Raw genomic sequence first — 25,420 nt, forward strand, 5'->3', positions numbered from 1 at the left:
CTGGTCCCCCCTCCCTTACGACTTCTGGAACATGGCGAGCATCCGCCGGGTGACGAGGAAACCGCCGAAGATGTTCACCCCGGCCATCAGCACCGAAAGCGCCGCCAGCACGATCACCAGCCAGTTGCCCGAGCCGATCTGCAACAGCGCGCCGAGAATGATGATCGACGAGATCGCATTGGTGATCGCCATCAGCGGCGTGTGCAGCGAATGCGAGACGTTCCAGATCACCTGGAAGCCGACGAAGCACGACAGCACGAAAACGATGAAATGCGACATGAAGCTCGCGGGCGCGAACCAGCCGGCCAGCAGCAGGAGACCACCGCCAATCGCCAGCAGCCCGATCTGGTTGCGGGTCTGGGCTTTGAACGCCGCCACCTCCTGCGCGCGGCGCTCTGCGGGCGTCAGTTCCTTCGGCTTTTCCTTCGGCTTTTGCGCCGCGATGGCCTGGATCTTCGGCGGTGGCGGCGGCCAGGTGGTCTCGCCCGCCTTCGTCACCGTCGCGCCGCGGATCACGTCGTCTTCCATGTTATGGTCGATCACGCCGTCTTTCTTCGGCGTAAGATCCGTCATCATATGCCTGATATTATTGGCATAAAGGCTGGAGGCCTGCGCCGCCATCCGGCTGGGGAAATCGGTATAGCCAATCACGGTCACGCCGTTGTCGGTGACGATCTTCTCGTCCGGCACGGTCAGATCGCAGTTGCCGCCGCGTTCGGCGGCGAGATCGACGATCACCGAGCCGCGCTTCATCAGCGCCACCATGTCCGCGGTCCAGAGCTTCGGTGCCGGGCGGCCCGGGATCAGCGCGGTGGTGATCACGATGTCCATATCGGGCGCGAGTTCGCGGAACTTCTTCAGCTGCGCCTCGCGGAATTCGGGCGACGAGGGCGCGGCATAACCGCCGGTCGCGGCGCCGTCCTGGGCGGATTCCGCGAAGTCGAGATAGACGAATTCCGCGCCCATCGACCCGATCTGCTCGGCCACTTCGGGGCGCACGTCGAAGGCGTAAGTGATCGCGCCGAGCGACACGCTCGCCCCGATCGCCGCCAGACCCGCGACGCCCGCGCCCACCACCAGCACCTTCGCCGGCGGCACCTTTCCGGCCGCCGTCACCTGGCCGGTGAAGAAGCGCGGGAAGTTGTTCGCTGCCTCGATCACCGCGCGGTAACCGGCGAGATTCGCCATCGAGGACAGCGCGTCCATCTTCTGCGCACGGCTGATGCGGGGCACCATATCCATGGCGACGGCGGTCACGCCCTTCGCCCGCGCCTGCTCCAGCAGTTCCGGGTTCTGCGCCGGCCAGAAGAACGAGATCAGCGTCTGGCCCTCATGCAGCAGATCCAGTTCCGCAGGCTCGGGCCCGCGCACCTTCACCACCACATCCGCCGCATCGGCCACCGCCTGCGCCGAAGGCAGCACACTCACCCCCGCCGCCTGATAGGCCGCATCGGTGAACCCGGCCCGCAGCCCGGCCCCCGCCTCGATCACGCAGTCATGCCCCAGCTTCTGAAGCTGCAACGCAGATTCAGGCGTCAAAGCAACACGACACTCCCCAGAGGCAACCTCGGTCAATGCTCCGATCTTCAAATGCCGTCTCCCCCGTTCTGTTCAGTAATCCGGTATATAGCCGCGCAACAATATTTCAATGCTGCAAATGCACAATGCGGTTTATTGCCCTGCATTCTGGATTCGCAGAACCGGGCCAGACCCGCCCCGGGCTGGCCCCATCCCCGGCCCGGGGAAAGTGCAGGCGGATCGCGCCGATTTGCAAGCTCTTTGCACGGCCGGGGCCTTGCCGAAATGGCGAAGAGGGATAAAAGCAGGCAGAAAGACCACAGCGGCCACCCTGAAGGAGAGCCCGCCATGCCCACCGATTTCGCCGCCACAAAGGCGCTGTTCGATCTGCCCGAAGGGGTGATCTATCTCGACGGCAACTCGCTGGGGCCGCTCCCGAAGGCGGTGCCGGAACGGCTGGCGCGCGCGGTCCGCGACGAATGGGGCGCGATGCTGATCCGCGGCTGGAACGAGGCCGGCTGGATGGAGATGCCCTCGCGCATCGGCGACCGGGTGGCGCGTCTGATCGGGGCCGAGCCGGGCTCGGTGGTGATGGGCGATACGCTGTCGGTCAAGGTCTGGCAGGCTTTGGCCTCGGCGCTGGAAATGGTGCCCGGGCGCAAGGTGATCCTGTCGGATACCGGCAATTTCCCCTCGGATCTCTATATCGCCGACGGGCTGGTGCGCACGCTCGGCGAGGGCTATGCCCTGCGCACCGTGGCGCCGGAAGCCGTGGCGGGCGCCATCGACGACAGCGTCGCGGTGGTGATGGTGACCGAAACCGACTACCGCACCGGGCGGCGCCACGACATGGCAGAGCTCGCCCGCATCGCCCATCAGAAGGGCGCGCTGCTGGTGTGGGATCTGGCGCATTCCGCCGGGGCCTTCCCGGTCGAACTGGCGCGCGACGGGGCGGATTTCGCGGTCGGCTGCACCTATAAATACCTCAACTCCGGTCCCGGCGGCCCGGCTTTCATCTATGTCGCCCCCCGCCATCAGGCGCGCGCGCGCCCGGCGCTGTCGGGCTGGATGGGGCACGAGGCGCCCTTCGCCTTCGACCTCGACTACCGGCCCGGACGGGGGATCGAGCGGATGCGGGTCGGCACGCCGCCGATCCTCGCGCTGGCGGCGCTGGATGCCGCGCTCGATGTCTGGGAGGGGGTGGACATGCAGGATCTGCGCGCCGCCTCGCTGGCGTTGCAGGATCAATTCATCGCCGGGGTCGGGGCCGCCTGCGCGGATCTGGCGCTTGCCACGCCGCGCGACCATGCCGCCCGCGGCAGCCAGGTCAGCTTCCGCCACCCCGAGGGCTATGCGATCATGCAGGCGCTGATCGCGCGCGGCGTGATCGGCGATTTCCGCGCACCCGATATCCTGCGATTCGGCTTCACGCCGCTTTATATCGACCGGGACGATGTCGCCCGCGCGGTGGAAACCCTTGCGGAAATCATGCGCGGGCGTGTATGGGACCGCCCGGAATACCATCGGCGCGCCAGGGTGACATGAGCCGCTGCCGGACCCGGGGCAAATCGGCAACGCCCCGGCCGCAATCGGTGCATTTTCACGATCCTGTCAACAATCCGGCAGGCCTGGGCGTTTGACGCTCCGCGGCCAGTCGGATAGCGTCCCGCCCTGACGGGAGCGGCTTCGCCGATGCCGCGCCCATATAAGAATTGTGAGACCCCAGATGCGAACGACCGGCCTTGTCGCCACTTTCAGGACTTCGGCAAAAGCCCCGCTGGCGGCGCTTGCCTCGCTGATGCTGCTTTCGGCCTGCGTCGATCCGATCACCGGCGCCCCGGCCGGCGTTTCCGTCGAGGAGCAGCCCGCGATCAGCACCGATGCGACGATCTATGCCGCGCGTTCGGACGGCGCCCATACCGTGCCCGCGCTGCCGGTCGAGCAGATCCCCGCGGCCTACCGCCGCCAGGTCGTGGACTATCCGACCGACCAGCCGCCGGGCACCATCATCATCGACCCGACCCCGAAGTTTCTTTACTATGTGATCGGCAAGAACAAGGCGATCCGCTACGGGATTTCGGTCGGGGCCGAGGGCTTTCAGTGGTCGGGCGAATCCATCGTCGCCAACAAACGGCCCTGGCCGACCTGGACGCCGCCGAAAGAGATGATCGAACGCAAGCCGAGCCTTGAGAAATGGAAGGACGGCCAGCCCGGCGGCCCGAGCAACCCGCTCGGCTCGCGGGCGATCTATCTGACCTCGGGCGGGCGCGATTACGGCTACCGCATCCATGGCACGCCGGAATGGCAGTCGATCGGGCGCAACGCCTCGTCGGGCTGCTTCCGCATGATCAACCAGGATGTGATGGATCTCTATGAGCGGGTGCAGGGCGGCGAGAAGGTCGTCGTTCTGACCGCGAAGGGCGAGATGCCGAACGGTCTGTCGATCCCGAAACCGCCGGCACCGAAGAAAAAGGCCGAACCGAAGCCCGCCGTCACCCCGGCCGCCATGCCGCCGATGATGATCGGCCCGATGATGCCGGGCGCCGCCCTGCCCGCCGCGGATGCTGCCGAGACCACCCCGGCCGCAGGCGCGGCGGGGTCCGCGCCGCTCCTGCCGGCGGCGGAACCGGCCGCCCCCGCGGCTTCTGCCCCGGCGCCCCCCGCTGAAGCTCCGGCAGCAGCAGCCCCGGCCAAACCGGCCTGCGAAGGCGAGGATTGCCCGACGCGGTAAGCCACACCCGGAAAGAACGAAAAGCCGCCCTTTGGGGCGGCTTTTTCTTTGCTTGCCCGCTCATCGGCCCTTACGGGCCTCTTCGCTTGCGATGACGCCCGTAAGGGTGGAAGAGCACCGGCTCACGCCACCCGGAGCGGACGGCGGCCCATTGCCCAGGCGGCAGCGGCGCGGCCGAAACTCTCGAACAGCGGGCGCGAGACCGGATCCTCGCCCGCGCGCCATTCCGGGTGCCATTGCACCGAAAGGGTGAATCCGGGCGCCCCCTCGACATAGATCGCCTCGGGGGTGGTGTCGGGCGCGCGGCCGTCGATCACGATCCGCGGCCCGGGGCGGCTGATGCCCTGGCCGTGCAGCGTGTTGGTCATCACTTCGCTCGCGCCCAGCAGGCGGTGGAACACGCCGCCCTCGGTGAAGCGCACCGGATGGCGCAAGGCGAATTTCTCTTCCATGCTGCCTTCGGGCGGCATGCGGTGGTTCGTCCGCCCCGGCAGATCACGGATCTCGGGATGCAGGCTGCCGCCCATGGCGACGTTCACCTCCTGAAAGCCGCGGCAGATACCGAACACCGGCTGGCCGCGCTCGACGCAGGCGCGCACCAGCGGCAGCGTCACCGCATCGCGGCCGCGGTCGAAGGCGCCATGCGCGGGGGTCTCCTCCTCGCCGTATTCGCTGGGATGGACATTCGGCCGCCCGCCGGTCAGCAGAAACCCGTCGCACAGATCCAGCAGCTCGTTCACCGCGACCAGCCGCGGATCGGCGGGGATGATCAGCGGCAGACCGCCCGCCACCTGCGCCACCGCCATCGTGTTGATCGCGCCGCTGCCATGAACCTCATAGCCGGTCTCAAGCTCATGCGGGTTCGAGATGATCCCGATCACCGGGCGGCTCTGTTCAGGCATATTCCGAAAACCACTGCTGCATACCGTCTGAACATAACCCGCAATTTCAGGGCTTTGAAGCGTCTGATCGCGCACAGTCGCCCGGCTCTGTCTGCACAGGTCGCGCTGACCTGCCGCAGGCGCCTCACCGCAGCGTGACTTGCCTTCCCGCAGCCGGAAGCCTTCAGCTTCCCCCCGCAACGATCACGCCCGCAACGCTCACGAAGGAGACCGCCATGTCCGCCCATCCCCTTGCTTTCGCCCTTGGCCTGAGCCTTGCGCTGGCCGCGCCGCTGGCGGCGCAGGACCATTCCGGCCATGGCACCGGGGCCGATGCCTCGCCCTCGACCGCGGCTTTCGGGGAAGCGGCGATGGAGATGCACGGCGCGATGGCGATCGACTACACCGGCGATGCCGATGTCGATTTCGTGCGCGGCATGATCCCGCATCACGAAGGCGCGGTCGCCATGGCGCGGATCGTGCTGGAACACGGCCAGGATGCGGAAGTCCGCGCGCTGGCCGAAGAGGTGATCGCGGCGCAGGAGAAGGAAATCGCCTGGATGCGCGACTGGCTGGCGAAGAACGCGCCCGCAGAGGAATAACCCGCCCCCGCGGCTGTTCGCCCAAGGGGGCGGAGCGGGCTTGATTTCCGCCCTTCCCGCATCAGAGTGCAGGGGAACAGGCGGCCGCCCGCGCGCCGCGACGAGATGGGAGACGGGCCGGTTCGCCGGCAGAGCATGTGATGAAGCAAGACCTTCCGCCAGCTGACGCCAGCCCCGCTTCCGCCGCCCCGGGACAGGATCCTCATGCCGGGGACCAGCGGCTCTCGGCGATCCTGGCGGACCTGGCCGAGGATGCCTCGCGCGACAGGATCGCGATTTCCGATATGCTGGAGACCATGCGCGCGCGCGCCTTCGGCGCTTTGCTGCTGATCTTCGCCTTTCCCAATATCCTGCCCTCGCCGCCGGGGCTGGCCGGTGTTCTCGGCCTGCCGCTCGTGTTCCTGTCGGTGCAGATGGTGCTGGGGCGCGAGCCCTGGCTGCCGCAGATCATCGCGAAACGCTCGATGGACCGGGTGTTCTTCGCCGCGATGGTGAAGCGGATCACCCCCTGGCTTGGCCGGGCCGAGGGGCTGATGCATGCGCGGCTGGAGTTCATGGCCGGCGATCTGGCGCAGCGCCTCCTGGGCCTTGTCTGCCTGATCCTCGCGGTGGCGCTGGCCTTGCCGATCCCCTTCGCCAATCTGGCGCCCTCGGCGGCGATCTGCCTGATCGGGCTGGGCATTCTGGAACGCGACGGGCTCTGGATCGGGATCGGGATGCTGGCCTCGGCGGGGGCGCTGGTCTATGTGGCGGGGCTGGGCTACGCGCTGGTGAAATCGGCGCTTTTCGTGCTGCAAAACGCCTTCTGAGCCCCGGGCCAGCCGCCGCTTGAGAGAGCGCGCGCGCTGCGCTACACCCCGCGGAACGGCAACCGAAAGGGGCCCACGCCCGTGAGTGCAGATCCCTCCGTGACCGCCCCCGCCGCCGGGCAGGGCCTCATCCTCCGCTTCTGGCGCGATTTCCTGCGCCGCCGCGCCGGGCTTATGGTGCTGGCGATGCTCTTGTCCGCGCTGGAAGGCTCGACGCTCGGCCTGTTGTCCTGGATGCTGGAGCCGCTGTTCGACGAGGTGTTCGGCGCGCGCTCGACCGGGGCGCTGGTCTGGGTCGGCCTTGGCATCCTCGGGCTGTTCCTGATCCGGGCCGTCACCTCTATCCTCGGGCGCTGGCTGATCGCCATGGTCAACCAGGCCACCGCCACCGACATGCAGGAGGCGCTGGTGCGCCATCTGCTGACGCTGGACGGATCCTTCTACCAGAAGAACCCGCCCGGCACGCTGATCGAGCGCGTTCAGGGCGACACCATGGCCGCGCAGGGCGCGACGCAGCTGGTGATCGCGGGCGTCGGGCGCGATATGGTGGCGCTGGCGGGGCTGTTCGTGGTCGCGGTGGGGATCGACCTGCGCTGGACGCTGGTCGCGCTGATCGGCACGCCGCTGCTGCTGATGCCCGCCCTTGCGCTGCAACGCTACATCCGGCGCAAGACGCAGCAGATGCGGATCGAATCCGGCCTGCGCGCCACAAGGCTGGACGAGATTTTCCACGGTATCCAGCAGGTCAAGCTGAACCGGATGGAGGATTACCAAAGCAGCCGCTTCGCCGCCATCGTGCGCCGTATCCTGCGCGCCGAGGTGAAATCGGCCCTCGGCCGCGCCACCATGCCCGCCCTTGTGGATGTGGTGACCGGCATCGGCTTTTTCGCGGTGCTGATCCTTGGCGGGCGCGAGGTGGTTTCGGGCCAGCGCACCACCGGCGAATTCATGGCCTTCTTCACCGCCATGGCGCTGACCTTCCAGCCGATCCGCCGGCTGTCGGACCTTGCCGGGCAGCGCCAGATCGCGCTGGCCTCGCTGGAACGGATCTATGGGCTCTTCGACATGCGGGCCGTGGCGATCCGCCCTGCGGTCAGCCTCGCCCGCCCGGCCCACCTGCCCCCGGAGATCCGCTTCGATGAGGTGAGCTTCGGCTATGACGAGACGCCGGTGCTGCGCGGGCTCAGCTTCACGGCGCCCGCGGGCAGGGTCACCGCGCTGGTCGGCGCCTCGGGCGCGGGGAAATCCACCGTCTTCCATCTGCTGACCGCGCTGGCCGAGCCGCAATCGGGCCGCATCCTGATCGGCGGCGCCGCCAGCGAGGGGATGACGCTCGCCGATCAGCGCAGCCTCTTCGCCGCCGTCAGCCAGGAATCGGCGCTGTTCGACGAAAGCCTGCGCGAGAACCTGATCCTCGGGCGCGGGACGATCACCGAAGAGCGGCTGGCGCGCGCGCTGGACGACGCCAATGTCTCGGGCTTCCTGAGCCGCCTTCCCGGCGGTCTCGACGCCATGGCGGGGCCGCGCGGCTCGTCCTTGTCGGGCGGGCAGCGCCAGCGGGTGGCGATCGCGCGGGCGCTGCTGGCCGATGCGCCGGTGCTGCTTCTCGACGAGGCCACCTCGGCGCTGGACGCGGCCTCCGAGCGCGCGGTGACCGAGGCGCTGGCCCGCGCGCAGGAAGGCCGCACCACGCTGGTGATCGCGCATCGCCTGGCCACGGTGCGCGAGGCCGATCTGATCCTGGTGATGGATCAGGGCCGGGTCGCGGAACAGGGCACGCATGAGGAGTTGCTGGCCCGCGGCGGGCTTTACGCCCGGCTGCATGCCTTGCAGTTCCAGGCCTGAGCCCCTTCCCTTCGCCGCACGGCGCCCCCATATTCGGCCCCGGAGTCGCGAAGGAGCCCGTCATGACCGCATCGCCGCCCGCCCCCCGCGAGATCTGGCAGATCGGGGGCGAGGACAGCGTCAGCTTCCTTCAGGGGCTGGTGACGAACGATGTCCTGCCGCTGTCGCGCGGGCCCGGGCTGGTCTGGGCGGCGCTGCTGAATCCGCAGGGCAAATATCTGGCGGATTTCTTCGTCGCGCGGCGCGCCGAGGATCCGGCGGGGGTCCTGCTGCTCGACATCGACGCGCGGCTGGCGCCGGGGGTGATGCGGCTCATGCAGCTTTACCGGCTGCGCGCCGCGGTGCAGATCGCCCGCAGCCCGCTGGCGGTCAGCCGCGGCACCGGCCCTGCCCCCGCGGGCGCGCTGGCCGATCCGCGCCATCCCGCGCTCGGCTGGCGGCTTTACGGCGAGGGGGCGGCGGAAGATCCGACCGACTGGGAGGCGATCCGGGTCGGACATCTGATCCCGGAATACCCCGCCGAATTGCGCCCGAACGAGAGCTACATCCTGGAACAGGGGTTCGAGCGGCTGCACGGCGTCGATTTCCGCAAGGGCTGTTACGTCGGCCAGGAAGTCACCGCGCGGATGAAGCACAAGACCGATCTGCGCAAAGGCCTCGTGCGGCTGAAGATCGAAGGCGCGGCAGAACCGGGAACGGCGATCACTCTGCCCGACGGGCGCGAGGCCGGGGTCCTCGGCACGGTGTCCGGCGGCCGGGCGCTGGCGCAGATGCGCTTCGACCGGCTGGCGGGGCCGCTTGAGGCGGGCGCGGCGCGGCTGGAAGCCGAAGGCTGAGGCCCTTCGCCGCCTGCCCGTTTTCGCGCCGCCGCTGTGCCCGGAAAACCGGCACCAGGCATTTTTCGGCGGCGGACACAAGGGGTCAGCTTTACCCCGGGTGAAATCATATACCTGAAATACCTTGAAAAACATGATACCGCCCCTATATATCGGCGGCGCTGCCCCTGGATGACAACCAGATCCTGTGGCCCCTTCGCCAAGCTATGCGCCAGAAGCATAGCAGGCATTCCAAACAGGGCTGCCCGAATCGTAATCCAGGCGTTACAAGCGCAACTGCGCGGAAAGATCAAGAAACGACCAAGGATAAAGAGTGATGCTGGATTCCATCGACAGCACGGCGTTCAACTTCGAGCAGGGCCAGCGTGCGCGTAAGCTCTTTGCAGCGGTTGTGCTGGCGGCGCTCGATGACGCGATCGCTGATGACAAGAAATACGGCAACGGCCCCGAGCAGATCGCCCGCTGGGCGCGGTCGCGCGATGGCCGCGAGGTGCTGTCCTGCGCCGGGATCGACCCGAACGAGCGTGTGGTCAAAGGGCTGATGGAATTCGTCGGCAAGGGCGTGCGCACCTCGGTCGCGCTGTCGCGCGAGGAATCCGAGCGCCGCGCCGCGCTGGAATCGGATCAGGCCGAAGCCGCCTGAGAAAGCAGCCGGGGCCGACGGCCCCCGAGCGAAACACGCGCCCCTCAGCGGGCGCGTTTTCATTTCCGGCCTTCCCCTGTGCAGTCCCGGCACGGCACGGCGCCAGGCCATTGCTGCCCCCTGCACCAGAAGCGCCTACCTTCAGCCACAGGGCCGATGCTCCCTGCTCTCACCCGCATCTGAGCGCGCGCCCCGCTCTCGCCCGGGCAACGCAGCCGCCGTCGATACCGCAAGCCTGCGCCGGGCCTGGGCCGTGTGCCGGACACTCCTTCCCTTGCCCGGACGCTCCGCCCCGCCGTCCGGGGGTCTTTGCCGTCACCGCCGCCTCGCAGCATATCCTGACTGTCCCGGTCCACCGCCTGCGCAACCTCTTGCAAGCGGAGATCCCTGGCTGTGGGCCGCGACTGCCGCATCCTGGTGTTCCGCGAAACCAAAAGACGCGCCCGGGGGGGCGCGTCCTGTAAGCGGTTCCGGCCGGCAGGCGGTTACTCGAATTCGCGCGTGGTCAGGGCGCGGTTAACTTCGAGCCGCACCAGTTTGCGCACATTGCGGGTGATGCGCTCGCCCAGGGTTCCGGCCAGCTCCTCGCGGATCATCTCGCGCACGATGTCGCGCAGCAGATCCTCGTCGAGGATCGCCTCGTCCTGGTCAAAGGCCCCGGGGGCGACAGAAACCGCGACCGGAGCCACCGGCGTTTCCTCGCGGACGGGGGTGGCCCCGGTGTTCAGTTCCGCGCGAACCTCGGCTTCGGCATTATCGGCCCAGGCCCGGGCCAGCGGATCGGTTGCGGTACGCAGAGCGCCGCGGGGATGGGCGACGAAGGGAACCGGCCCCTCATCGGGCCAGTCGTCCTCCTCGCCGGGTTGCATCCAGTCCACCTCCGGCAGACCGCCCTGCGCGGCCTCGGCCGGGGGAGCGGACAGCGCGGCCTGCTGCGGCGGATCCGTGTCGTCGCGGGTTGCCGGTTGCGGCACCGACAGGCTGTCGATCACCGCCTTGAGCCCGCTGCCGCCCAGATCGAGCCCGGCATCGTCATAGAGATCCCCGGCAGGCGAGGCGCCAAGCGGCACGGCCTCGCCGAAGAAGACCTCGGGCTCGGCGACGGGCAGCACTGGCGGGGCGGAGGCCGCCACCGGAGCCGGGCGGTCGGGCACCACCCGCAGCGAGGGGGTCAGCAACAGCTTCTCCGGCCCCTGGGGGGCGGGCGGATCGGGTTGTTTCAGCGGGCGCATCTCCTCGGACACCAGTCGGCGGATGGAGGACAGCACATCCTCGATTTCATGCGAACTGAGTGGTTCCGACATACTGCCCTGCCCCTCTGCGGGTTTTGCTTTGTGCCGCAGTCTAGTCGCAACCCCTGCCGCAGACAAGAAAATGGCGCGGCCGTTGTTAACGCCCGGCGGAAAAACAAAGGCGCGGCTGCTGCCGCGCCCCCAACCGACCGCCGCTGCGGCTCAGTTGCCGCCCTGGCGCTTGAGAATGCGGTCGAGCTTCTTGCCTTGCACCGAGGTCGCAGGGGCGTTCTTCACCGCGTTGTAATAGCTTTCCGGGTCGTAGGTCGGAATGCCCAGGTTCAGATGCTCGACCGTCAGCAGCCCCATGGCGGAAAGGATCTGATAGACCGCGACATAGCGGCTGGCCTCGGCCTCCAGCCGCGAGGCCCGCGCGCTGAGAAGATCCTGCTCGGCATCCAGCACGTCGAGCGTGGTGCGCGCCCCGAGGGCGGCCTCTTCGCGCACCCCTTCAAAGGCGGCCTGGGCGGCGGCGATCTGCTGCTGCGAGGCCTCGATCGCGGCGACATAGACCGCCAGCATCGACCACAGCGTGCCGATGTTCTGATCCACCGTCACCACGGTCTGGCGCAGCGAGGCCCGGGCGCCCTCCTTCTGCGCGATGGCCTTGCGGTAGCGCGCCGAAAGCTCGCCGCCGGCATAGATGGTCTGGTTCAGGCTGAGCCCGATGCTGCCCCCGAGCGTATCGGAATCGCGGAGCCGCCCGTCGGCTTCGTTGCGGCTGGCGGACAGACCGGCGCTCAGGCCGAGGGTGGGCTTCATCGCCGCCTCGGCCAGTTCCACGTTCAGATCGGCGATCTTCACCGTATGCTGCGCCTCGCGGATCACCGGATGGCTGCGCAGCGCGACCTTGCGCGCCTCGTCCAGCGAACGGCCGATGGCGGGGCTGCCCGGCAGCGCGGCAAGCCGGCCCGGATAGGCGCCGGTCGCGGCCTTGTAATTCTCGCGCGCGACCATCAGATCGCCCTCGGCCGCCGCCAGATTGGCGCGCGAGGCCGCCAGCGCGGCTTCGGCGATGGAAACGTCGGTGCGGGTGATCTCGCCCACGTCGAAACGGTCCTGGGCCGCGCTCAGCTCCTGGGTGATCAGGCGCACGTTCGACTGGCGCAGAAGGACGATCTCTTCGCGCAGCCGCACCTCGACATAGGCGCGCACCGCGGCCAGCAGCACGTCCTGCTCGACACCGACAAGGCCCTGCCGGGTCGCCATCACATTCTCGCGCGCGATTTCCAGCGCCAGCGCGCGGCGACCGAAATCGACCAGCACCAGCGACATGCTCAGTTCGAACGAGGCCGCGAAGTTCTTGGAATACGACGAGACCGGCACCACACCCGAGGGGAAAAGGCTGGCGTAGCTGTTGGTGTCCGAATAGTTCGACCGCACCCCGGCGGAATAGCTGATCACCGGGCGCAGAGAGGACAGCGCGATGGCGGCATCCTCATCGGCGGCGCGCAGCACCGCCTGGTATTGCGACATCAGATTCGAGTTGCGATAGGCGGCGATCAGCGCATCTGCGAGGGTTTCGGCCTTTGCAGGCAGCGCCGTCAGGGCCGCCGCCACGCTGAATGTCACCACCTTAAGCCACTGTCGCATCTGTTTCCGTCCTGTTTTCTGCTCTTGCGGGCCGGGCGTTACGCCGCCCGCGCCTGCTGCCCCGCTTAAAGCGTGAAGGTCTTTTGCCTGCCAAAGCCGGGCAGCACCGGCACGGCGGCGTTGAAGGCATAGCGCCAGTCGATCCGCCCGTCGGTTTTCAACCCGTGTTTCACCGTGCCGAGCGCGCCGCTCATCTCGACCGCCGCGATCCGGCCGCCCTCTTTCAGCTGTGCGGCGATGGCTTCGGGCAGCTCCTCGATCCCGCCCTCGATGACGATCACGTCATAGGGGCCGTGTTTCGCGGCGCCCCCGGCCAGCGGCCCCCGGATCACCACCGCATTGTCCACCCCATCGGCGGCAAGGATGCGCGCGGCCTCGGCGGCCAGCGCCTCGTCTTCCTCGACCGCGACCACAGTCTCGGCCAGACGGGCCAGAACGGCGGTGGAATAGCCAAGCCCGGCGCCCAGATCCAGCACCAGCTCGTCCGGCTGAATGTCCAGCGCGTCCAGCATCTTGGCCAGCGTCCGCGGCTCGGGCACCACCCGGCCCTGGCCAAGATCGACCGGCGCCCCGGCATAGGCGGCATCACGCAACGCTGCGGGCACGTAATTCTCGCGCGGGATATGCAGCATCGCCTCGATGATCGGGAATTTGGTCACATCCGAAGGCCGGACCTGGGTATCGACCATCATCATGCGGCGGGAGGCGAAGTCGCTCATTCTGAACCCTGCGGTTTAGTTTGCCAATGAATGCCTTGAGCGCCGCCCGAAAGCAACGCCGACACGACCGTCTTTCTGCCCTGGACAGCGGTTTTTTGCCAGAGCGGAAAAGCCTGTTGCCCAAACGCCGCAGCACGGCGGTTCCGTCGCAGGAAGATGACCCGCCTCAGCCGAGGATCGCCGCCACATAGGCTTTGGTTTCGGCATAGGGCGGCACGCCGCCGTGCTGCTCGACGGCGCCGGGGCCCGCATTATAGGCGGCCAGCGCCAGCTTCCAGCTGCCGAATTTGGCATGCATCATCTTCAGATAGCGCGCCCCGCCTTCCAGGTTCTGTTTCGGGTCGTTGATGTCGACCCCCAGAAGCCGCGCGGTGCCCGGCATGAGTTGCGCGAGCCCCGTCGCGCCCTTGTGGCTGACGGCATTGGGGTTCCAGCCGCTCTCGCGCTGCACGAGGCGCAGGAACAGATCCTCGGGGATACCGTGTTTGCGCGCCGCCTCGCGGGCATGCTCCAGATGTTCGCCCTTGTATTTGCCGGCATAGCGCGGCACCGCCTCACCGCCCTCCGCCGCCTCGGCCTTGCCCGCCTTGTAGCTGGGCGTCAGCTTCACGGAACCGGAATATTGTTTGGAGAGTTTGCCGTCGAGCAGCGCCTTTTGCGATTCGAACACCGAATTGCGCGACTTGCTGGAGCCGTGCAGCTTCAGCGGTTCGGTCAGGCCCGGCCCGGCAAGGGCCAGGGTCATGAGGGCGGTTGCGAAAATCCTGCGGCGCGGCATGGGAAACCCGTGATCCGTGAGAGCGAAATCCGCCGCGCATATTACGGATCCCGGCGCGTGACGCCAGCCGGGAATCGCCGCCCGCGCGCGGCCCCCAGGCGGAACCCCGCCAGTCCTGTCCGGTTGCGGCGGGAAATGCGGCGCTCTATAGCGGGCCTCAATCTAGTGTTAACCCTGTGCGGTCCAGAACCGGACAGCAACCGAAGCGGAGGCGCATATGGCGGGATCGGTCAACAAGGTAATCCTCATCGGCAACCTGGGCCGCGACCCCGAGGTGCGCAACTTCCCCAACGGCGGCAAGGTGGTGAACCTGCGCATCGCCACGTCGGAAACCTGGAAGGACCGCAACACCGGAGAGCGGCGCGAGCGCACCGAATGGCATTCGGTGGCGATCTTCTCGGAACCGCTGGGCCGCATCGCCGAGCAATATCTGCGCAAGGGCTCGACCGTCTATATCGAGGGCGCGCTGGAAACCCGCAAATGGCAGGACCAGTCCGGCGCCGACCGCTATTCGACCGAGGTGGTGCTGCGCCCGTTCTCGGGCAATCTGACGCTGCTCGGCGGTCGTGGCGATGGCGGCGGCAGTGGTAGTGGTGGTGGCCAGGGCGGCCCGTCCTATGACGATTACGGTGGCGGCCAGGGCGGCGGCTACAGCGGCGGCGGCTCTGGCGGCGGTTACGGCGGCGGCAGCCAGAGCGGCGGCGGCGGCTCGCGCGGCGGCTACGGCGGCGGCGCGCCCGCGGGCGGCAATTCCGATATCGACGACGAAATCCCGTTCTGAACTTGCCGGGCAGGCAGCGCGCCCTTTCTGCGCGCCGCCCTGCGCCCCGCGGCGTGAAGAGGGGGCCCTGCCCCCTCGCCGCTTACGCGGCTCACCCCCGGGATATTTTCAGACAGAAAATGAAAGGGCCGCAGGTCGGAGGCCGTCCCTGACGGAGGCTCCGGCCTGCCTCCCACCGGCAAAACGCGCCGGCAAGCGCTTTTCGCTGTCTCCCGGTATCCACCCGTAAGATTGCGCCGCGCGCCACGGACGACCGGCACGCCAGACGCCATGCCCCTGTCATTTTCTGTCCTTAAATATCCCCGCCGGAGGCAACGGCCCGCAGGGCCGTGCTCTTCCCGGGCGCCGCCGGTCTGGACCAGCGGCGGCGCAAAGCCTATATGTCTTGCGACAGTTCTCATCCCGGAACCGATGCGATGGATACCCCTGCCACCGAAGACGCGCCGCTGATCCGGCCCTCGACCACCGATCACCCGCTTTACGAGCAGGTGGTCGAAGCCTGCCGCTCGGTCTACGACCCGGAAATTCCGGTCAATATCTACGATCTCGGCCTTGTCTACACGATCGAGATCGATGACGAGAACGCGGTCAGCATCCTGATGTCGCTGACCGCCCCGGGCTGTCCGGTCGCGGGTGAGATGCCGGGCTGGGTCGCCGATGCGGTCGAGCCGCTGCCCGGCGTGAAGCAGGTCGATGTGCAGATGACCTTCGATCCACCCTGGGGGATGGAGATGATGTCGGACGAGGCGCGGCTGGAACTCGGCTTCATGTAAGCCCCCGCACCCGTCTTGAAACCCACCGGCTGCGGGATTACCTTTATTCCGCATAAAGGATTTCCAGCAATGTTCGGCATTCCAGGCAAGGCCCCCGTCACCCTCACCCCTGCGGCGGTCAGACAGATCGCCCGGCTGATGGCGCGCGACGGCAAAGAGGGCCTGCGCATCGGCGTGAAGAAGGGCGGCTGCGCGGGCATGGAATACACCATGGATTACGTGGCCGAGGTGAATCCGCTCGACGAGGCGGTCGAGCAGGACGGCGCGCGGGTGCTGATCGCCCCGATGGCGCAGATGTTCCTGTTCGGCACCGAAATCGATTACGAGACCGGCCTGCTCGAATCGAAATTCGTCTTCCGCAATCCGAATGTGACCGAAGCCTGCGGCTGCGGCGAATCGATTAAATTCGGCGACCAGCCCGCCCTCTGAGCCTCATTGCGCCCGGCCGCGGAATTTGCGACCAGTCCCCGGGGCCGGACCGAAGGGAAACAAGATGCGCAAGATCGCCGCAGGCAACTGGAAGATGAACGGCACGAAGGCGTCGCTGGAGGAGATCCGCGCGCTGATCGGGGCCCATCCCGCGCCAGGCTGCGAGATGCTGATCTGTCCGCCCGCCACGCTGATCGCCGCCGCTGCGGAAGCGGCAAATGGCTCGGCGCTGACGATCGGCGGCCAGGATTGCCACGCGGCCGCTTCGGGCGCGCATACCGGCGACATCTCGGCCGCCATGCTGGCTGATGCCGGGGCGTCTTACGTCATTCTGGGCCATTCCGAGCGCCGCGCCGACCATGGTGAGACCGACGCACAGATCGCCGCCAGGGCGCTGGCCGCCCGCGCGGCGGGCCTCACGGCGGTGATCTGCCTGGGTGAGACCGAGGCCGAGCGCGATGCCGGCCGCACGCTCGACGTGATCGGCGCGCAGCTGGCGGGATCGCTACCCGAAGGCGCGGATGCGGCGAACACCGTCGTCGCCTACGAGCCGGTCTGGGCCATCGGCACCGGCCGCACGCCGGGGCTGGAACAGATCGCCGAAGTGCATGATTTCCTGCGCGCGCGCCTGATCGAACGCTTCGGCGCGGGCGCGCGGGAGATGCGGCTCCTCTACGGCGGTTCGGTCAAAGCCTCGAACGCGGGCGAGATTTTCGCGGTGGCGAATGTCGATGGGGCGCTGGTCGGCGGCGCCAGTCTGAAAGCGGCGGATTTCGGCGCCATCGTCGCGGCGCTGGCCGCGGCCTGAGAGCGCAGGCCGGAACGCGACAGAAAACGTCGCGCAAGGAACAGACCCTCTCCGACCGGAGCGCGAGTCTCGCCTGATGTGTGATGTTTCCTCTACGGCGATTCCGCAGACGGTGCGGTCGGGGCGCGGACCCGGGCCGGGTGCGGTTTCGGCCAATCTGATCTGCATGGCCTCGATGGTGGCCTGGGCCGCGGGGCTGCCCGCGGCGGAATATCTGATCCCGATCCTGCCCTCGGAACAGATCGGCGCAATCCGCATCGCGCTGGCGGCGGCGGTGCTGCTGCCGGTCTGGCTGGCGCTGGACGGCGCCGCCGCGCTGCGCAACGCGCGCTGGCCCGCGGGGCTGGCGGTGGGCAGCCTGATCGGTGTCGCCGCCTGGTTCCTGATCATCGGCCAGAGCCATGGCGGCCCGGTGACGGCGGCGGTGATCACCGCCAGCATGCCGGTGGTCGCCATCGCGCTGGAAGTGCTGTTCGACGGACGGCGGCTGAGCGCCGCGCTGCTTCTCGGGCTGGTGCTGTCGATCGTGGGCGGCGTGCTCGCGCTGGATTTCGGCGCGGCGGGGGCGCAGGTCGGCCTCGGCGCGCTGTTCTGCTTCGCCTCGGTGCTGATCTACACGCTGGGCTCACGGCTGACTGTCACCGCCTTTCCCGAATTGTCGCTGACCGGGCGCACCGCGCTGACGCTGACCGGGGCCGCGCTGACCATGATGCTGATCGCGGGCGGGCGGATGGTTCTGGGCGGGCCGCTGCCCGATCCCGCGCTCTGGGGCTGGCCGCAGGTCACGGCGCTGGCGGTCTATGCCATCGGCGGGCTGGCGATCTGCCAGCTGTTGTGGATCGTCTCGATCGACCGGCTGGGAATCGGCCTGTCCTCGCTGCACACCAATGCCTCGCCCTTCTATGTCATGCTGATCATGTATCTGGGGTTCGGCGCCGGGTGGAACTGGCTCCAGGCGGGGGCGGCGGTGCTGGTGGGGATCGGCGTTCTGATCGCCCAGGGGGTCGTGCCGCTCCGCCGCCCGCGCTAGACCGGCAGCATGGTGGTGGATTTGATCTCCTCCATGCTCAGAAGCGCGGTGACATTGTAGATCTTCACCTCGGAAATCAGCGCCTGGTAGAAGGTGTCATAGGCGCGGGCGTTCTTCACCCGGACCTTCAGAATATAGTCGATATCACCGGCAAGGCGATGCGCCTCCAGCACCTCGGGGCGTTCCTTCAGCGCTTTCAGGAACTTGCGCTGCCATTCGGCCTCATGCTCGGAGGTGCGGATCAGCACGAAGAAACACGCCTCCAGCCCGAGCGCCTCGGCATCGAGGATCACGGTCTGGCGCGAGATCACGCCCTGTTCCTTCATCCGCCGGATCCGGTTCCAGACCGGGGTCTTCGAGGACCCCACCTTGCGCGCGATCTCGTCCAGAGACTGCTCGGCGTCCTGTTGCAGTTCGGACAGAATTTTCCGGTCCAGATCGTCCAGCGCGGCGGCCATTCCTGATTTCCCCCTGTTGGCGGAACCCCGTTCCGTCGCGGCGCAGTATCGGAACATTCTTCCTTATCTGCAAGGGTGTCTGGCCAAAAAACGGGAAAAAGTCCTATATAGTCGGGAAACCCGGGATAAGTCATGACTCACACCCTGCCCTCCTCCGCTGCGCAGACTCCGGTGCTTTTCGTGGGCGCGGGCCCCGGCGCGGCCGCGCATCTGACGCTTGGGGCGCTGCGCGCGCTGGAAGCCGCCGATGTGGTGATCCACGACCGTCTGGTCGGCGCGGAAGTGCTGGCGCTGATCCCGGCCCATGTGCGCCGGATCGACATGGGCAAGGAAGGCTTCGGCCCCTCGGCCGCGCAAAGCGCGATCAATGCGACCCTCGTCACCGAAGCCCTGTCGGGCGCCCGCGTGGTGCGGCTGAAGGGCGGCGATCCCGGCATCTTCGGCCGGCTCGACGAGGAACTGACCGCGCTGGAAGAACACGGGCTGGCCTTCCGCATCCTGCCCGGGCTGACCGCGGCCTCGGTCGCCGCCGCCGCCATCGGCCAGCCGCTGACCAGCCGCGGCCGCAACAAGAGCCTGCGCATCGTCACCGGCCATGACATGGAAGGTTTCGCCGAACAGGACTGGCGCGGCCTTGCCCGCGAGGGCGAAGTGGCCGCGATCTACATGGGCAAAAAATCCGCCCGTTTCATCCAGGGCCGCCTCATGATGCACGGCGCCGGGGCGGAAACCCCGGTGACGCTGGTCGAAAACGTCTCGCGCGGGGATCAGCGCATCCATGCCGGCACGCTGTCCGCTTTGCCCGCGCTGGCGCTCTGTTGTTCCGGCCCGGCCGTCATTCTCTTCGGCCTCGCCCCCCGCGACGCCGCATCCGCAATATCCCGCATTCAGGAGGCCAAAGCATGAGCCGCCGCTTTACCCCCAAAGTCGTCACCGCCAACCGTCTGCGCGAGGGCGATGTCGTCTATCTGACCGCCGACGACCGCTGGACGCCCTGGCATCACGAGGCCGAGCTGATCGAGGACGAGGCCCACGCCCAGCTTCGCCTGATCCACGCCAATGCCCGTGGCCATGAGATCGTCGGCGCCTATCTCGCCGATGCGAAATCCGGCCCTAAAGGCCCCGAACCCACCCATTTCCGTGAGGAATTCCGCACCCGCGGCCCCTCGAACTACGCCCATGGAAAGCAGGCAGACCTCGGCCATGTATGATTATACCGACTTCGACGAGCGTTTCGTGCGTGAGAGGGTGGCCCAGTTCACCCATCAGGTGGAACGTCGCCTCGACGGCAGCCTGACCGAGGAAGAATTCCGCCCGCTCAGGCTGATGAACGGGCTCTATCTGCAACTCCATGCCTATATGCTGCGGGTGGCGATCCCCTATGGCACTTTGTCGCCCGCCAAGATGCGGCAGCTCGCGTATATCGCCGAGACCTGGGACAAGGGCTACGGCCATTTCACCACCCGGCAGAACATCCAGTTCAACTGGCCGAAACTGCCCGACATTCCGGCGGTGCTGAATGCGCTGGCCGATGTCGGGATGCACGCGATCCAGACTTCGGGCAATTGCGTGAGGAACGTGACCGCCGACCATTTCGCCGGCGCCGCCGCCGACGAGATCGCCGATCCGCGCCCCTATGCCGAGCTGTTGCGCCAATGGTCCACCGACCACCCCGAGTTTCAGTTCCTGCCGAGGAAGTTCAAGATCGCCATCACCGCCGCCGAGTCTGACCGCGCGGTGATCCGCGCCCATGACATCGGGCTCCAGGTGGTGAAGAACGCCGCGGGCGAGACCGGCTTTCGCGTGCTGGTGGGCGGCGGGCTTGGCCGCACTCCGCTGATCGGCATGGTGGTGCGCGACTTCCTGCCCGAGCCGGACCTCTTGCCTTATGTCGAGGCGGTGCTCAGCGTCTACAATACGCTCGGCCGGCGCGACAACAAATACAAGGCGCGGATCAAGATCACCCTGCACGAGACCGGCCGCGAAGAGATCACCCGCCTCGTGGAGGAACGCTTCCAGGAGCTGCGGCCCTTGTTCGGCGGCGCCGATCAGGAATTGCTCGACGAGATCCGCGCGGCCTTCGCGCCGCCCGCCTTCCGCAATGCCCCGGTCACGGCCTACGAGGATTTCTACCGGGCCGATCCCGCATTCCGGTCCTGGGTCGACACCAATCTCGCGCCGCATCGCAACGATCAATATGCCATCGTGACCATCTCGACCAAGGCGCATGGCCAGACCCCGGGCGATGCCACCGCCGATCAGATGCGGGTGATCGCCGATCTGGCCGAGAAATACGGCCATGGCGATATCCGCATCAGCCACGAGCAGAACGCGATCCTGCCGCATGTCCACAAGGGCGACCTGCCGGCGGTTCACGCGGCGCTGGTCCAGGCGGGGCTCGGCACGGCGAATGTCGGGCTGGTGTCTGACATCATCGCCTGCCCGGGGATGGATTATTGCTCGCTCGCCACCGCGCGCTCGATCCCGGTCGCGCAGGAGATCGCCACCCGGTTCAAAGAGCTGGACCTGGAGCATGAAATCGGCCCCCTGAAGATCAAGATCTCGGGCTGCATCAACGCCTGCGGCCATCACCATGTCGGCCATATCGGCATTCTCGGGCTTGATCGCGCCGGGGTCGAGAATTACCAGATCACCCTCGGGGGTTCCGGCGCCGAAGATGCCGCGATCGGCGACAAGACCGGGCCGGGCTTTGCCTACGACCAGGTGGTGCCCGCGGTCGAGCGCATCCTGCGCGCCTATCTGGCGGAACGCGAAGGCCCGCAGGAGAGCTTCCTCGACGCCTTCCGCCGCCTCGGGATGGAGCCGTTCAAAGCCGCCCTTTACGAGACCGAGGGCGCGAAGGATGCCGCGTGATCTGAACGCCCATCCGGTGGCGGAGCGGGTGGCGGCGCTGAATGCGCGCTACCGGCACCATTCCGCCACCCAGGTGCTGGAACATGCGCTGAAGGACGACGATCTCGGCCGGGTGGCGCTGGTCTCGTCCTTCGGGGCGGAATCGGTGGTGCTTCTGCATCTCGTCTCGGTCATCGCGCCCGAGACGCCGGTTTTGTTCGTCGACACGCGGATGCTGTTTCAGGAAACGCTGGACTATCAGCGCGAGCTGGCCGAGAGCCTGAACCTCTGCGACATCCGCACCATCCGCGCCAACCCCGCCCGGATCGGCTATGAAGACCCCGACGGCACCCTGCACCAGTTCAGCACCGATACCTGCTGCGCGGTCAGGAAGGTGGAGCCGCTGGAGCGGGCGCTGACCCGGTTCGAGGGCTGGATCACCGGCCGCAAACGCTTCCAGAACCAGGACCGCGGCACGATTGATTTCTTCGAGAACGAGGGCGATATCCGTATCAAGGTGAACCCGCTGGCCCATTGGGGCCGCGAGGATCTTGAGGAATATATCGTCAACAACCGCCTTCCGCGGCACCCTCTGGTGGCGAAGGGCTATCCGTCGATCGGCTGCGCGCCCTGCACCAGCCCGGTGAAACCCGGCGAGGATCCCCGGGCGGGCCGCTGGCGCGGCAGCCAGAAAACCGAATGCGGCATCCATTTCACCGATGGCGCCGCCGTGCGCATGAAGAAGGAGGATGCGGCATGAGCGCGCAAATTTCTTCAAAGAAATTTGCAAATTCGTTCCAACGAATTTGCGCCGGACAGGAGACCGCCCGATGAGCGTGATCGTCACCGATGCGGGGTTCGCCCCCGCCCCCGAACGGCTCATCCCCGTGCTGGCGGATCTGACGGACGCCGGCACCGCGGTCGATCTGTCGAACACCGACGACCCGGAGTTGCTGCGCCCGCATCTGGACCGCCTTTCGCTGGTCAGGGTGAATTTCCCCGCCTTTTCCGACGGGCGCGCCTTCACCGTTGCGCGCCGGCTGCGGATGATGGGCTATCAGGGTCAGCTGCTTGCCATCGGCCATGTGATCGCCGATCAATATGCGATGTGCCGCCGTGTCGGTTTCGACGGGGTGGAGATTTCAGACGACCTCGCCGCCCGCCAGCCGGAAGAGCAATGGAAGTTCCGCGCCGACTGGAAGGCGCATGACTACCAGAGCCGCCTGCGCGCCTGATACGCCCGCCTCACGCCTGCGCGAATTGCCGCAGGCCGGGGGCTTTACCTTTGGCCCGCCCTGCCCCAGATAAAGTCCGCCCCAGGACAACGGAGCCCGTGATGACCGAGACTGCCGCTGCCACCGCCGAACGCCCTGCGAAACCGCATCTGCCCGACGCCCAGACCGTGACCTCGGTAAAACACTGGACGGACCGGCTGTTTTCCTTCCGCGTCTCGCGGCCGGCCTCGCTGCGCTTCCGCTCGGGCGAATTCGTGATGATCGGGCTGATGGGCGACAACGGAAAGCCGCTGCTGCGCGCCTATTCCATCGCCTCGCCCGCCTGGGACGAGGAACTGGAGTTCTACTCGATCAAGGTGCCGGACGGGCCGCTGACCTCGAAGCTGCAACATATCAAACCGGGCGATGAGATCATCCTGCGCCCGAAACCCGTCGGCACCCTGGTCCATGACGCGCTGCTGCCGGGCAAAAGGCTGTGGTTCCTTGCCACCGGCACCGGCTTCGCGCCTTTCGCCTCGCTCTTGCGCGAGCCCGAGACCTGGGAAAAATACGACCAGGTCATCATGATGCACACCTGCCGCGAGACCGGCGAGCTGGACTACGGCCGCCAGTTGGTCGAATCCCTGCGCGACGATCCGCTGATCGGCGAGATGATCGGCGACAAGCTGCTCTATTATCCGACCACCACCCGCGAGCCCTCGGCGCGCATGGGCCGGGTCACCGACAACCTGTCCTCGGGCAAGGTTTTCGCGGATCTCGGCCTGCCGAAGATGAACCCCGAAGAGGACCGCGCCATGGTCTGCGGCAGCCTCGCCTTCAACGTCGATGTCAAGGCGATCCTCGAAAGTTTCGGCCTAGAAGAGGGCGCCAATTCCGACCCGAAGCAATTCGTGGTGGAGAAAGCCTTCGTCGGCGACGGGATCTGAACCCGCGCGAACCGGATCACGGATCACGGGCCGCGGGGCGCAACCCGCGGCCCTTTTTATGTGGCACGCCCGCCCGCTCTCAGGGCATCAGCGGAAGCTGTCCCGCTCTGCCGGTGCCCTCTGATTGCGCCGCCCCTTGCCGCGTCGCGCAAAGCAAAAAGGCCGCAGGTCTCCCTGCGGCCTTCGCATCAAAAACCCTGACAGGTTCAGAGGCCGAGCGCGGTGCGAACCTGCGCCACGGTCGAAGCGACCAGCGCCGGATTCGAACGGGCGGCTTCGACAGCGGTTTTCAGCGTGGTCTTGGTGGCATCGTCCAGCGTCGAGCCATCGATCAGCGCGACCACGGCATCGGCGTTGAAATTCGCGGGGTCGAGCGCGGCGGCGGCATTGCCCGCAGCTTCGCCGGCAGCGCCTTCGACGGCGGCATCCACCGCACCGGCTGCGGCATCAGCGGCCTCGTTCGCGGCGTTGGCGGCATCGGTCGCTGCGTCGCTGGCGGTGCCGGCGGCTTCGGCAGCCGCATCGGCGGCGGCCTCTCCGGCTTCGCCCGCGGCTTCGGCGGCCTCGGTGGCGGCTGCATTGGCGGCCTCTTCGGCACCCGCAGCCGCAGCGGCGGCAGCTTCCGCCTCGGCGGCGGCAGCAGCAGCGGCTGCCTCTTCAGCAGCCTTCGCATCGGCGGCGGCTTTTTCCTCGGCGGCTTTCTTCTCTGCCTCGGCGGCAGCGGCAGCTTCCTGGGCCGGCTTGTAGCTGAACTGGTAGTATCCACCCGCCGCCAGCAGGACGACGATGGCGCCGATGATTACGCTCTTGTTCATGATCAATCTCCCATTGCCGGCAAATATCGACCGGATAGCCCGCATATGGCAGGAACCGGCCCTGTTGAAAAGACCGCAGCGGGCAATATGGCGGAAAGACGATGAAATCCGCGCAGACCGCGGCTTGAAAGCTGGCCCGGAGAAGGGTAAATTCCCCGCGATTTCCACCCCAGAAGGAACCACTGCCATAGGACGCAGACCCCACAACGCCCCGCCGCAACGTGAAACCGGCCCGCGCATCAACGACCGTATCCGCGCGCCCGAAATCCGTCTGATCGGCGCTGACGGCGAAAACGTCGGTGTTGTCACCCCGGCACGCGCGCTTGCGCTTGCGGAAGAGGCTGGCCTCGATCTGGTCGAGATCTCGCCCAACGCCGTTCCGCCGGTCTGCAAGATCATGGATTTCGGCAAGTTCAAATACGAGACACAGAAACGCGAAGCCGAGGCCCGCAAGAAGCAGAAGATCATCGAGATCAAGGAAATCAAGTTCCGCCCCGGCACCGATGAGCACGATTATCAGGTCAAGATGCGCTCGGTGCTGAAATTCCTGGACGAAGGCGACAAGGTGAAGGTCACCCTGCGTTTCCGGGGCCGCGAAATGGCCCACCAGGAACTTGGCCTCGAACTGCTGAACCGGGTCGCCGCCGAAGTGGCCGAGGCCGGCAAGGTCGAAAGCATGCCCCGGCTGGAAGGCCGGCAGATGGTGATGATGATCGGGCCGCGATAACGCCGCAGATCCTGACGACAGAGGATGGCCCCGGTTTCCCCCGGGGCCTTTTCGTTTATCTGGTGGTTTCGTTTCAGGGACCGTCAGCCCGCCCCAGGACATGAGCCCGGGTCAAAGCCGCGGGGCTCCGACACCGGCCCGGGCCCCTCTTTCATACCCGCGACCTGCCCCCGCCAACACCTCCTGCCCGGCAGACGGGCGCAGGAAAAGATCCGCCTCCGAAGATGCGCCCCACCTCTCCGGTACCCCGCGCCCTGCCCATTCACCCTGACGAAAATACCCCCGCCGGGGGCATGGGCCCCGCGGGCGGGGGTGCGGGCGGCGGGGGGGGGTGGGTC

Annotated in this window: 27 protein-coding genes; 19 read left to right on the forward strand and 8 right to left on the reverse strand. The window is 67.3% G+C overall.

Going from position 1 to position 25,420, the window contains the following annotated elements; genetic code table 11:
• Positions 1-15: 15 nt before the first annotated feature.
• On the reverse strand, positions 16-1,590 hold the full coding sequence (locus XINFAN_RS16765) for a Re/Si-specific NAD(P)(+) transhydrogenase subunit alpha (RefSeq protein WP_124088012.1): 1,575 nt from the start codon (positions 1,588-1,590) through the stop codon (positions 16-18).
• A gap of 276 nt (positions 1,591-1,866) precedes the next feature.
• Here XINFAN_RS16765 and kynU point away from each other — a divergent pair, with 276 nt between their 5' ends.
• Together kynU and XINFAN_RS16775 are read left to right on the forward strand one after the other, a co-directional pair.
• Positions 1,867-3,063: a kynureninase gene (gene kynU, locus XINFAN_RS16770; RefSeq protein WP_124088013.1), complete on the forward strand. Its 1,197-nt coding sequence runs from the start codon at positions 1,867-1,869 to the stop codon at positions 3,061-3,063.
• Between the two features lie 181 nt (positions 3,064-3,244).
• Entirely contained in the window at positions 3,245-4,249 is a 1,005-nt protein-coding gene (locus tag XINFAN_RS16775; protein ID WP_233352270.1) for a L,D-transpeptidase, read from the forward strand.
• Between the two features lie 122 nt (positions 4,250-4,371).
• Here XINFAN_RS16775 and XINFAN_RS16780 read toward each other — a convergent pair whose 3' ends face one another.
• Positions 4,372-5,151: a gamma-glutamyl-gamma-aminobutyrate hydrolase family protein gene (locus XINFAN_RS16780; protein WP_124088014.1), complete on the reverse strand. Its 780-nt coding sequence runs from the start codon at positions 5,149-5,151 to the stop codon at positions 4,372-4,374.
• A gap of 215 nt (positions 5,152-5,366) precedes the next feature.
• Between XINFAN_RS16780 and copM the strand changes: the two genes are divergently transcribed.
• From copM to XINFAN_RS16805, 5 genes are all read left to right on the forward strand, one after another.
• Complete coding sequence (copM, locus tag XINFAN_RS16785; protein WP_124088015.1) at positions 5,367-5,732, forward strand: CopM family metallochaperone; 366 nt, start codon at positions 5,367-5,369, stop codon at positions 5,730-5,732.
• A 140-nt stretch (positions 5,733-5,872) separates the two neighbouring features.
• Complete coding sequence (locus XINFAN_RS16790) at positions 5,873-6,541, forward strand: exopolysaccharide biosynthesis protein (protein ID WP_124088016.1); 669 nt, start codon at positions 5,873-5,875, stop codon at positions 6,539-6,541.
• 174 nt (positions 6,542-6,715) lie between these two features.
• Positions 6,716-8,386, forward strand: coding sequence for an ABC transporter ATP-binding protein (locus XINFAN_RS16795; RefSeq protein WP_124088044.1), 1,671 nt, complete (start codon positions 6,716-6,718; stop codon positions 8,384-8,386).
• A gap of 62 nt (positions 8,387-8,448) precedes the next feature.
• Positions 8,449-9,222: a CAF17-like 4Fe-4S cluster assembly/insertion protein YgfZ gene (gene ygfZ / locus XINFAN_RS16800; protein WP_124088017.1), complete on the forward strand. Its 774-nt coding sequence runs from the start codon at positions 8,449-8,451 to the stop codon at positions 9,220-9,222.
• Between the two features lie 316 nt (positions 9,223-9,538).
• Positions 9,539-9,865: a DUF6280 family protein gene (locus XINFAN_RS16805; protein ID WP_124088018.1), complete on the forward strand. Its 327-nt coding sequence runs from the start codon at positions 9,539-9,541 to the stop codon at positions 9,863-9,865.
• 485 nt (positions 9,866-10,350) lie between these two features.
• Here XINFAN_RS16805 and XINFAN_RS16810 read toward each other — a convergent pair whose 3' ends face one another.
• The 4 genes from XINFAN_RS16810 to XINFAN_RS16825 all read right to left on the reverse strand — a co-directional run bounded on the left by XINFAN_RS16810 (position 10,351) and on the right by XINFAN_RS16825 (position 14,214).
• Entirely contained in the window at positions 10,351-11,169 is an 819-nt protein-coding gene (locus XINFAN_RS16810) for a hypothetical protein (RefSeq protein ID WP_124088019.1), read from the reverse strand.
• Positions 11,170-11,319: 150 nt separating this feature from the next.
• Positions 11,320-12,750: a TolC family outer membrane protein gene (locus XINFAN_RS16815; protein ID WP_124088020.1), complete on the reverse strand. Its 1,431-nt coding sequence runs from the start codon at positions 12,748-12,750 to the stop codon at positions 11,320-11,322.
• Positions 12,751-12,815: 65 nt separating this feature from the next.
• Positions 12,816-13,469, reverse strand: coding sequence for a protein-L-isoaspartate O-methyltransferase family protein (locus XINFAN_RS16820; RefSeq protein WP_124088021.1), 654 nt, complete (start codon positions 13,467-13,469; stop codon positions 12,816-12,818).
• Between the two features lie 166 nt (positions 13,470-13,635).
• A complete protein-coding gene (locus XINFAN_RS16825; protein ID WP_233352272.1) occupies positions 13,636-14,214 on the reverse strand; it encodes a lytic transglycosylase domain-containing protein in 579 nt (192 codons plus the stop codon).
• 250 nt (positions 14,215-14,464) lie between these two features.
• Between XINFAN_RS16825 and ssb the strand changes: the two genes are divergently transcribed.
• The 5 genes from ssb to XINFAN_RS16850 all read left to right on the forward strand — a co-directional run bounded on the left by ssb (position 14,465) and on the right by XINFAN_RS16850 (position 18,068).
• Positions 14,465-15,028, forward strand: a complete 564-nt coding sequence (gene ssb / locus XINFAN_RS16830) for a single-stranded DNA-binding protein (RefSeq protein ID WP_124088023.1) — start codon at positions 14,465-14,467, stop codon at positions 15,026-15,028.
• A gap of 416 nt (positions 15,029-15,444) precedes the next feature.
• Entirely contained in the window at positions 15,445-15,801 is a 357-nt protein-coding gene (locus tag XINFAN_RS16835; protein WP_124088024.1) for an SUF system Fe-S cluster assembly protein, read from the forward strand.
• Between the two features lie 69 nt (positions 15,802-15,870).
• On the forward strand, positions 15,871-16,230 hold the full coding sequence (locus XINFAN_RS16840; protein WP_124088025.1) for a HesB/IscA family protein: 360 nt from the start codon (positions 15,871-15,873) through the stop codon (positions 16,228-16,230).
• A gap of 64 nt (positions 16,231-16,294) precedes the next feature.
• Entirely contained in the window at positions 16,295-17,038 is a 744-nt protein-coding gene (gene tpiA / locus XINFAN_RS16845) for a triose-phosphate isomerase (protein ID WP_124088026.1), read from the forward strand.
• A gap of 76 nt (positions 17,039-17,114) precedes the next feature.
• Positions 17,115-18,068 carry a DMT family transporter gene (locus XINFAN_RS16850; protein ID WP_124088027.1) on the forward strand — a complete coding sequence of 318 codons (954 nt, stop codon included), beginning with the start codon at positions 17,115-17,117 and terminating at the stop codon, positions 18,066-18,068.
• On the opposite strand, the gene XINFAN_RS16855 is transcribed toward XINFAN_RS16850, so the two are convergent.
• On the reverse strand, positions 18,065-18,526 hold the full coding sequence (locus tag XINFAN_RS16855) for an Lrp/AsnC family transcriptional regulator (protein WP_124088028.1): 462 nt from the start codon (positions 18,524-18,526) through the stop codon (positions 18,065-18,067). The genes XINFAN_RS16850 and XINFAN_RS16855 overlap by 4 nt on opposite strands.
• 132 nt (positions 18,527-18,658) lie before the next feature.
• On the opposite strand from XINFAN_RS16855, the gene cobA reads away from it, so the two are divergent.
• The 6 genes from cobA to XINFAN_RS16885 all read left to right on the forward strand — a co-directional run bounded on the left by cobA (position 18,659) and on the right by XINFAN_RS16885 (position 23,540).
• Positions 18,659-19,432: a uroporphyrinogen-III C-methyltransferase gene (gene cobA / locus XINFAN_RS16860; protein ID WP_124088029.1), complete on the forward strand. Its 774-nt coding sequence runs from the start codon at positions 18,659-18,661 to the stop codon at positions 19,430-19,432.
• Positions 19,429-19,737, forward strand: a complete 309-nt coding sequence (locus XINFAN_RS16865; RefSeq protein ID WP_124088030.1) for a DUF2849 domain-containing protein — start codon at positions 19,429-19,431, stop codon at positions 19,735-19,737. The genes cobA and XINFAN_RS16865 overlap by 4 nt, the downstream gene beginning before the upstream one ends.
• On the forward strand, positions 19,730-21,400 hold the full coding sequence (locus XINFAN_RS16870) for a nitrite/sulfite reductase (RefSeq protein ID WP_124088045.1): 1,671 nt from the start codon (positions 19,730-19,732) through the stop codon (positions 21,398-21,400). The genes XINFAN_RS16865 and XINFAN_RS16870 overlap by 8 nt, the downstream gene beginning before the upstream one ends.
• The gene (locus XINFAN_RS16875) at positions 21,390-22,139 is read left to right on the forward strand and encodes a phosphoadenylyl-sulfate reductase (RefSeq protein ID WP_124088031.1); all 750 of its coding nucleotides are present in this window, start codon (positions 21,390-21,392) and stop codon (positions 22,137-22,139) included. Before XINFAN_RS16870 ends, XINFAN_RS16875 begins: the two co-directional genes overlap by 11 nt.
• 70 nt (positions 22,140-22,209) lie before the next feature.
• Entirely contained in the window at positions 22,210-22,614 is a 405-nt protein-coding gene (locus XINFAN_RS16880) for a DUF934 domain-containing protein (protein ID WP_124088032.1), read from the forward strand.
• Positions 22,615-22,715: 101 nt separating this feature from the next.
• Positions 22,716-23,540: a ferredoxin--NADP reductase gene (locus XINFAN_RS16885; RefSeq protein ID WP_124088033.1), complete on the forward strand. Its 825-nt coding sequence runs from the start codon at positions 22,716-22,718 to the stop codon at positions 23,538-23,540.
• A 206-nt stretch (positions 23,541-23,746) separates the two neighbouring features.
• On the opposite strand, the gene XINFAN_RS16890 is transcribed toward XINFAN_RS16885, so the two are convergent.
• Positions 23,747-24,355, reverse strand: a complete 609-nt coding sequence (locus tag XINFAN_RS16890) for a hypothetical protein (RefSeq protein WP_124088034.1) — start codon at positions 24,353-24,355, stop codon at positions 23,747-23,749.
• On the opposite strand from XINFAN_RS16890, the gene infC reads away from it, so the two are divergent.
• Entirely contained in the window at positions 24,354-25,082 is a 729-nt protein-coding gene (infC, locus tag XINFAN_RS16895) for a translation initiation factor IF-3 (RefSeq protein WP_233352282.1), read from the forward strand. The genes XINFAN_RS16890 and infC overlap by 2 nt on opposite strands.
• The last annotated feature ends 338 nt before the right edge of the window (positions 25,083-25,420 follow it).

Origin of the sequence: Pseudogemmobacter humi (assembly GCF_900609055.1) — a bacterium.
Lineage (GTDB): Bacteria > Pseudomonadota > Alphaproteobacteria > Rhodobacterales > Rhodobacteraceae > Pseudogemmobacter > Pseudogemmobacter humi.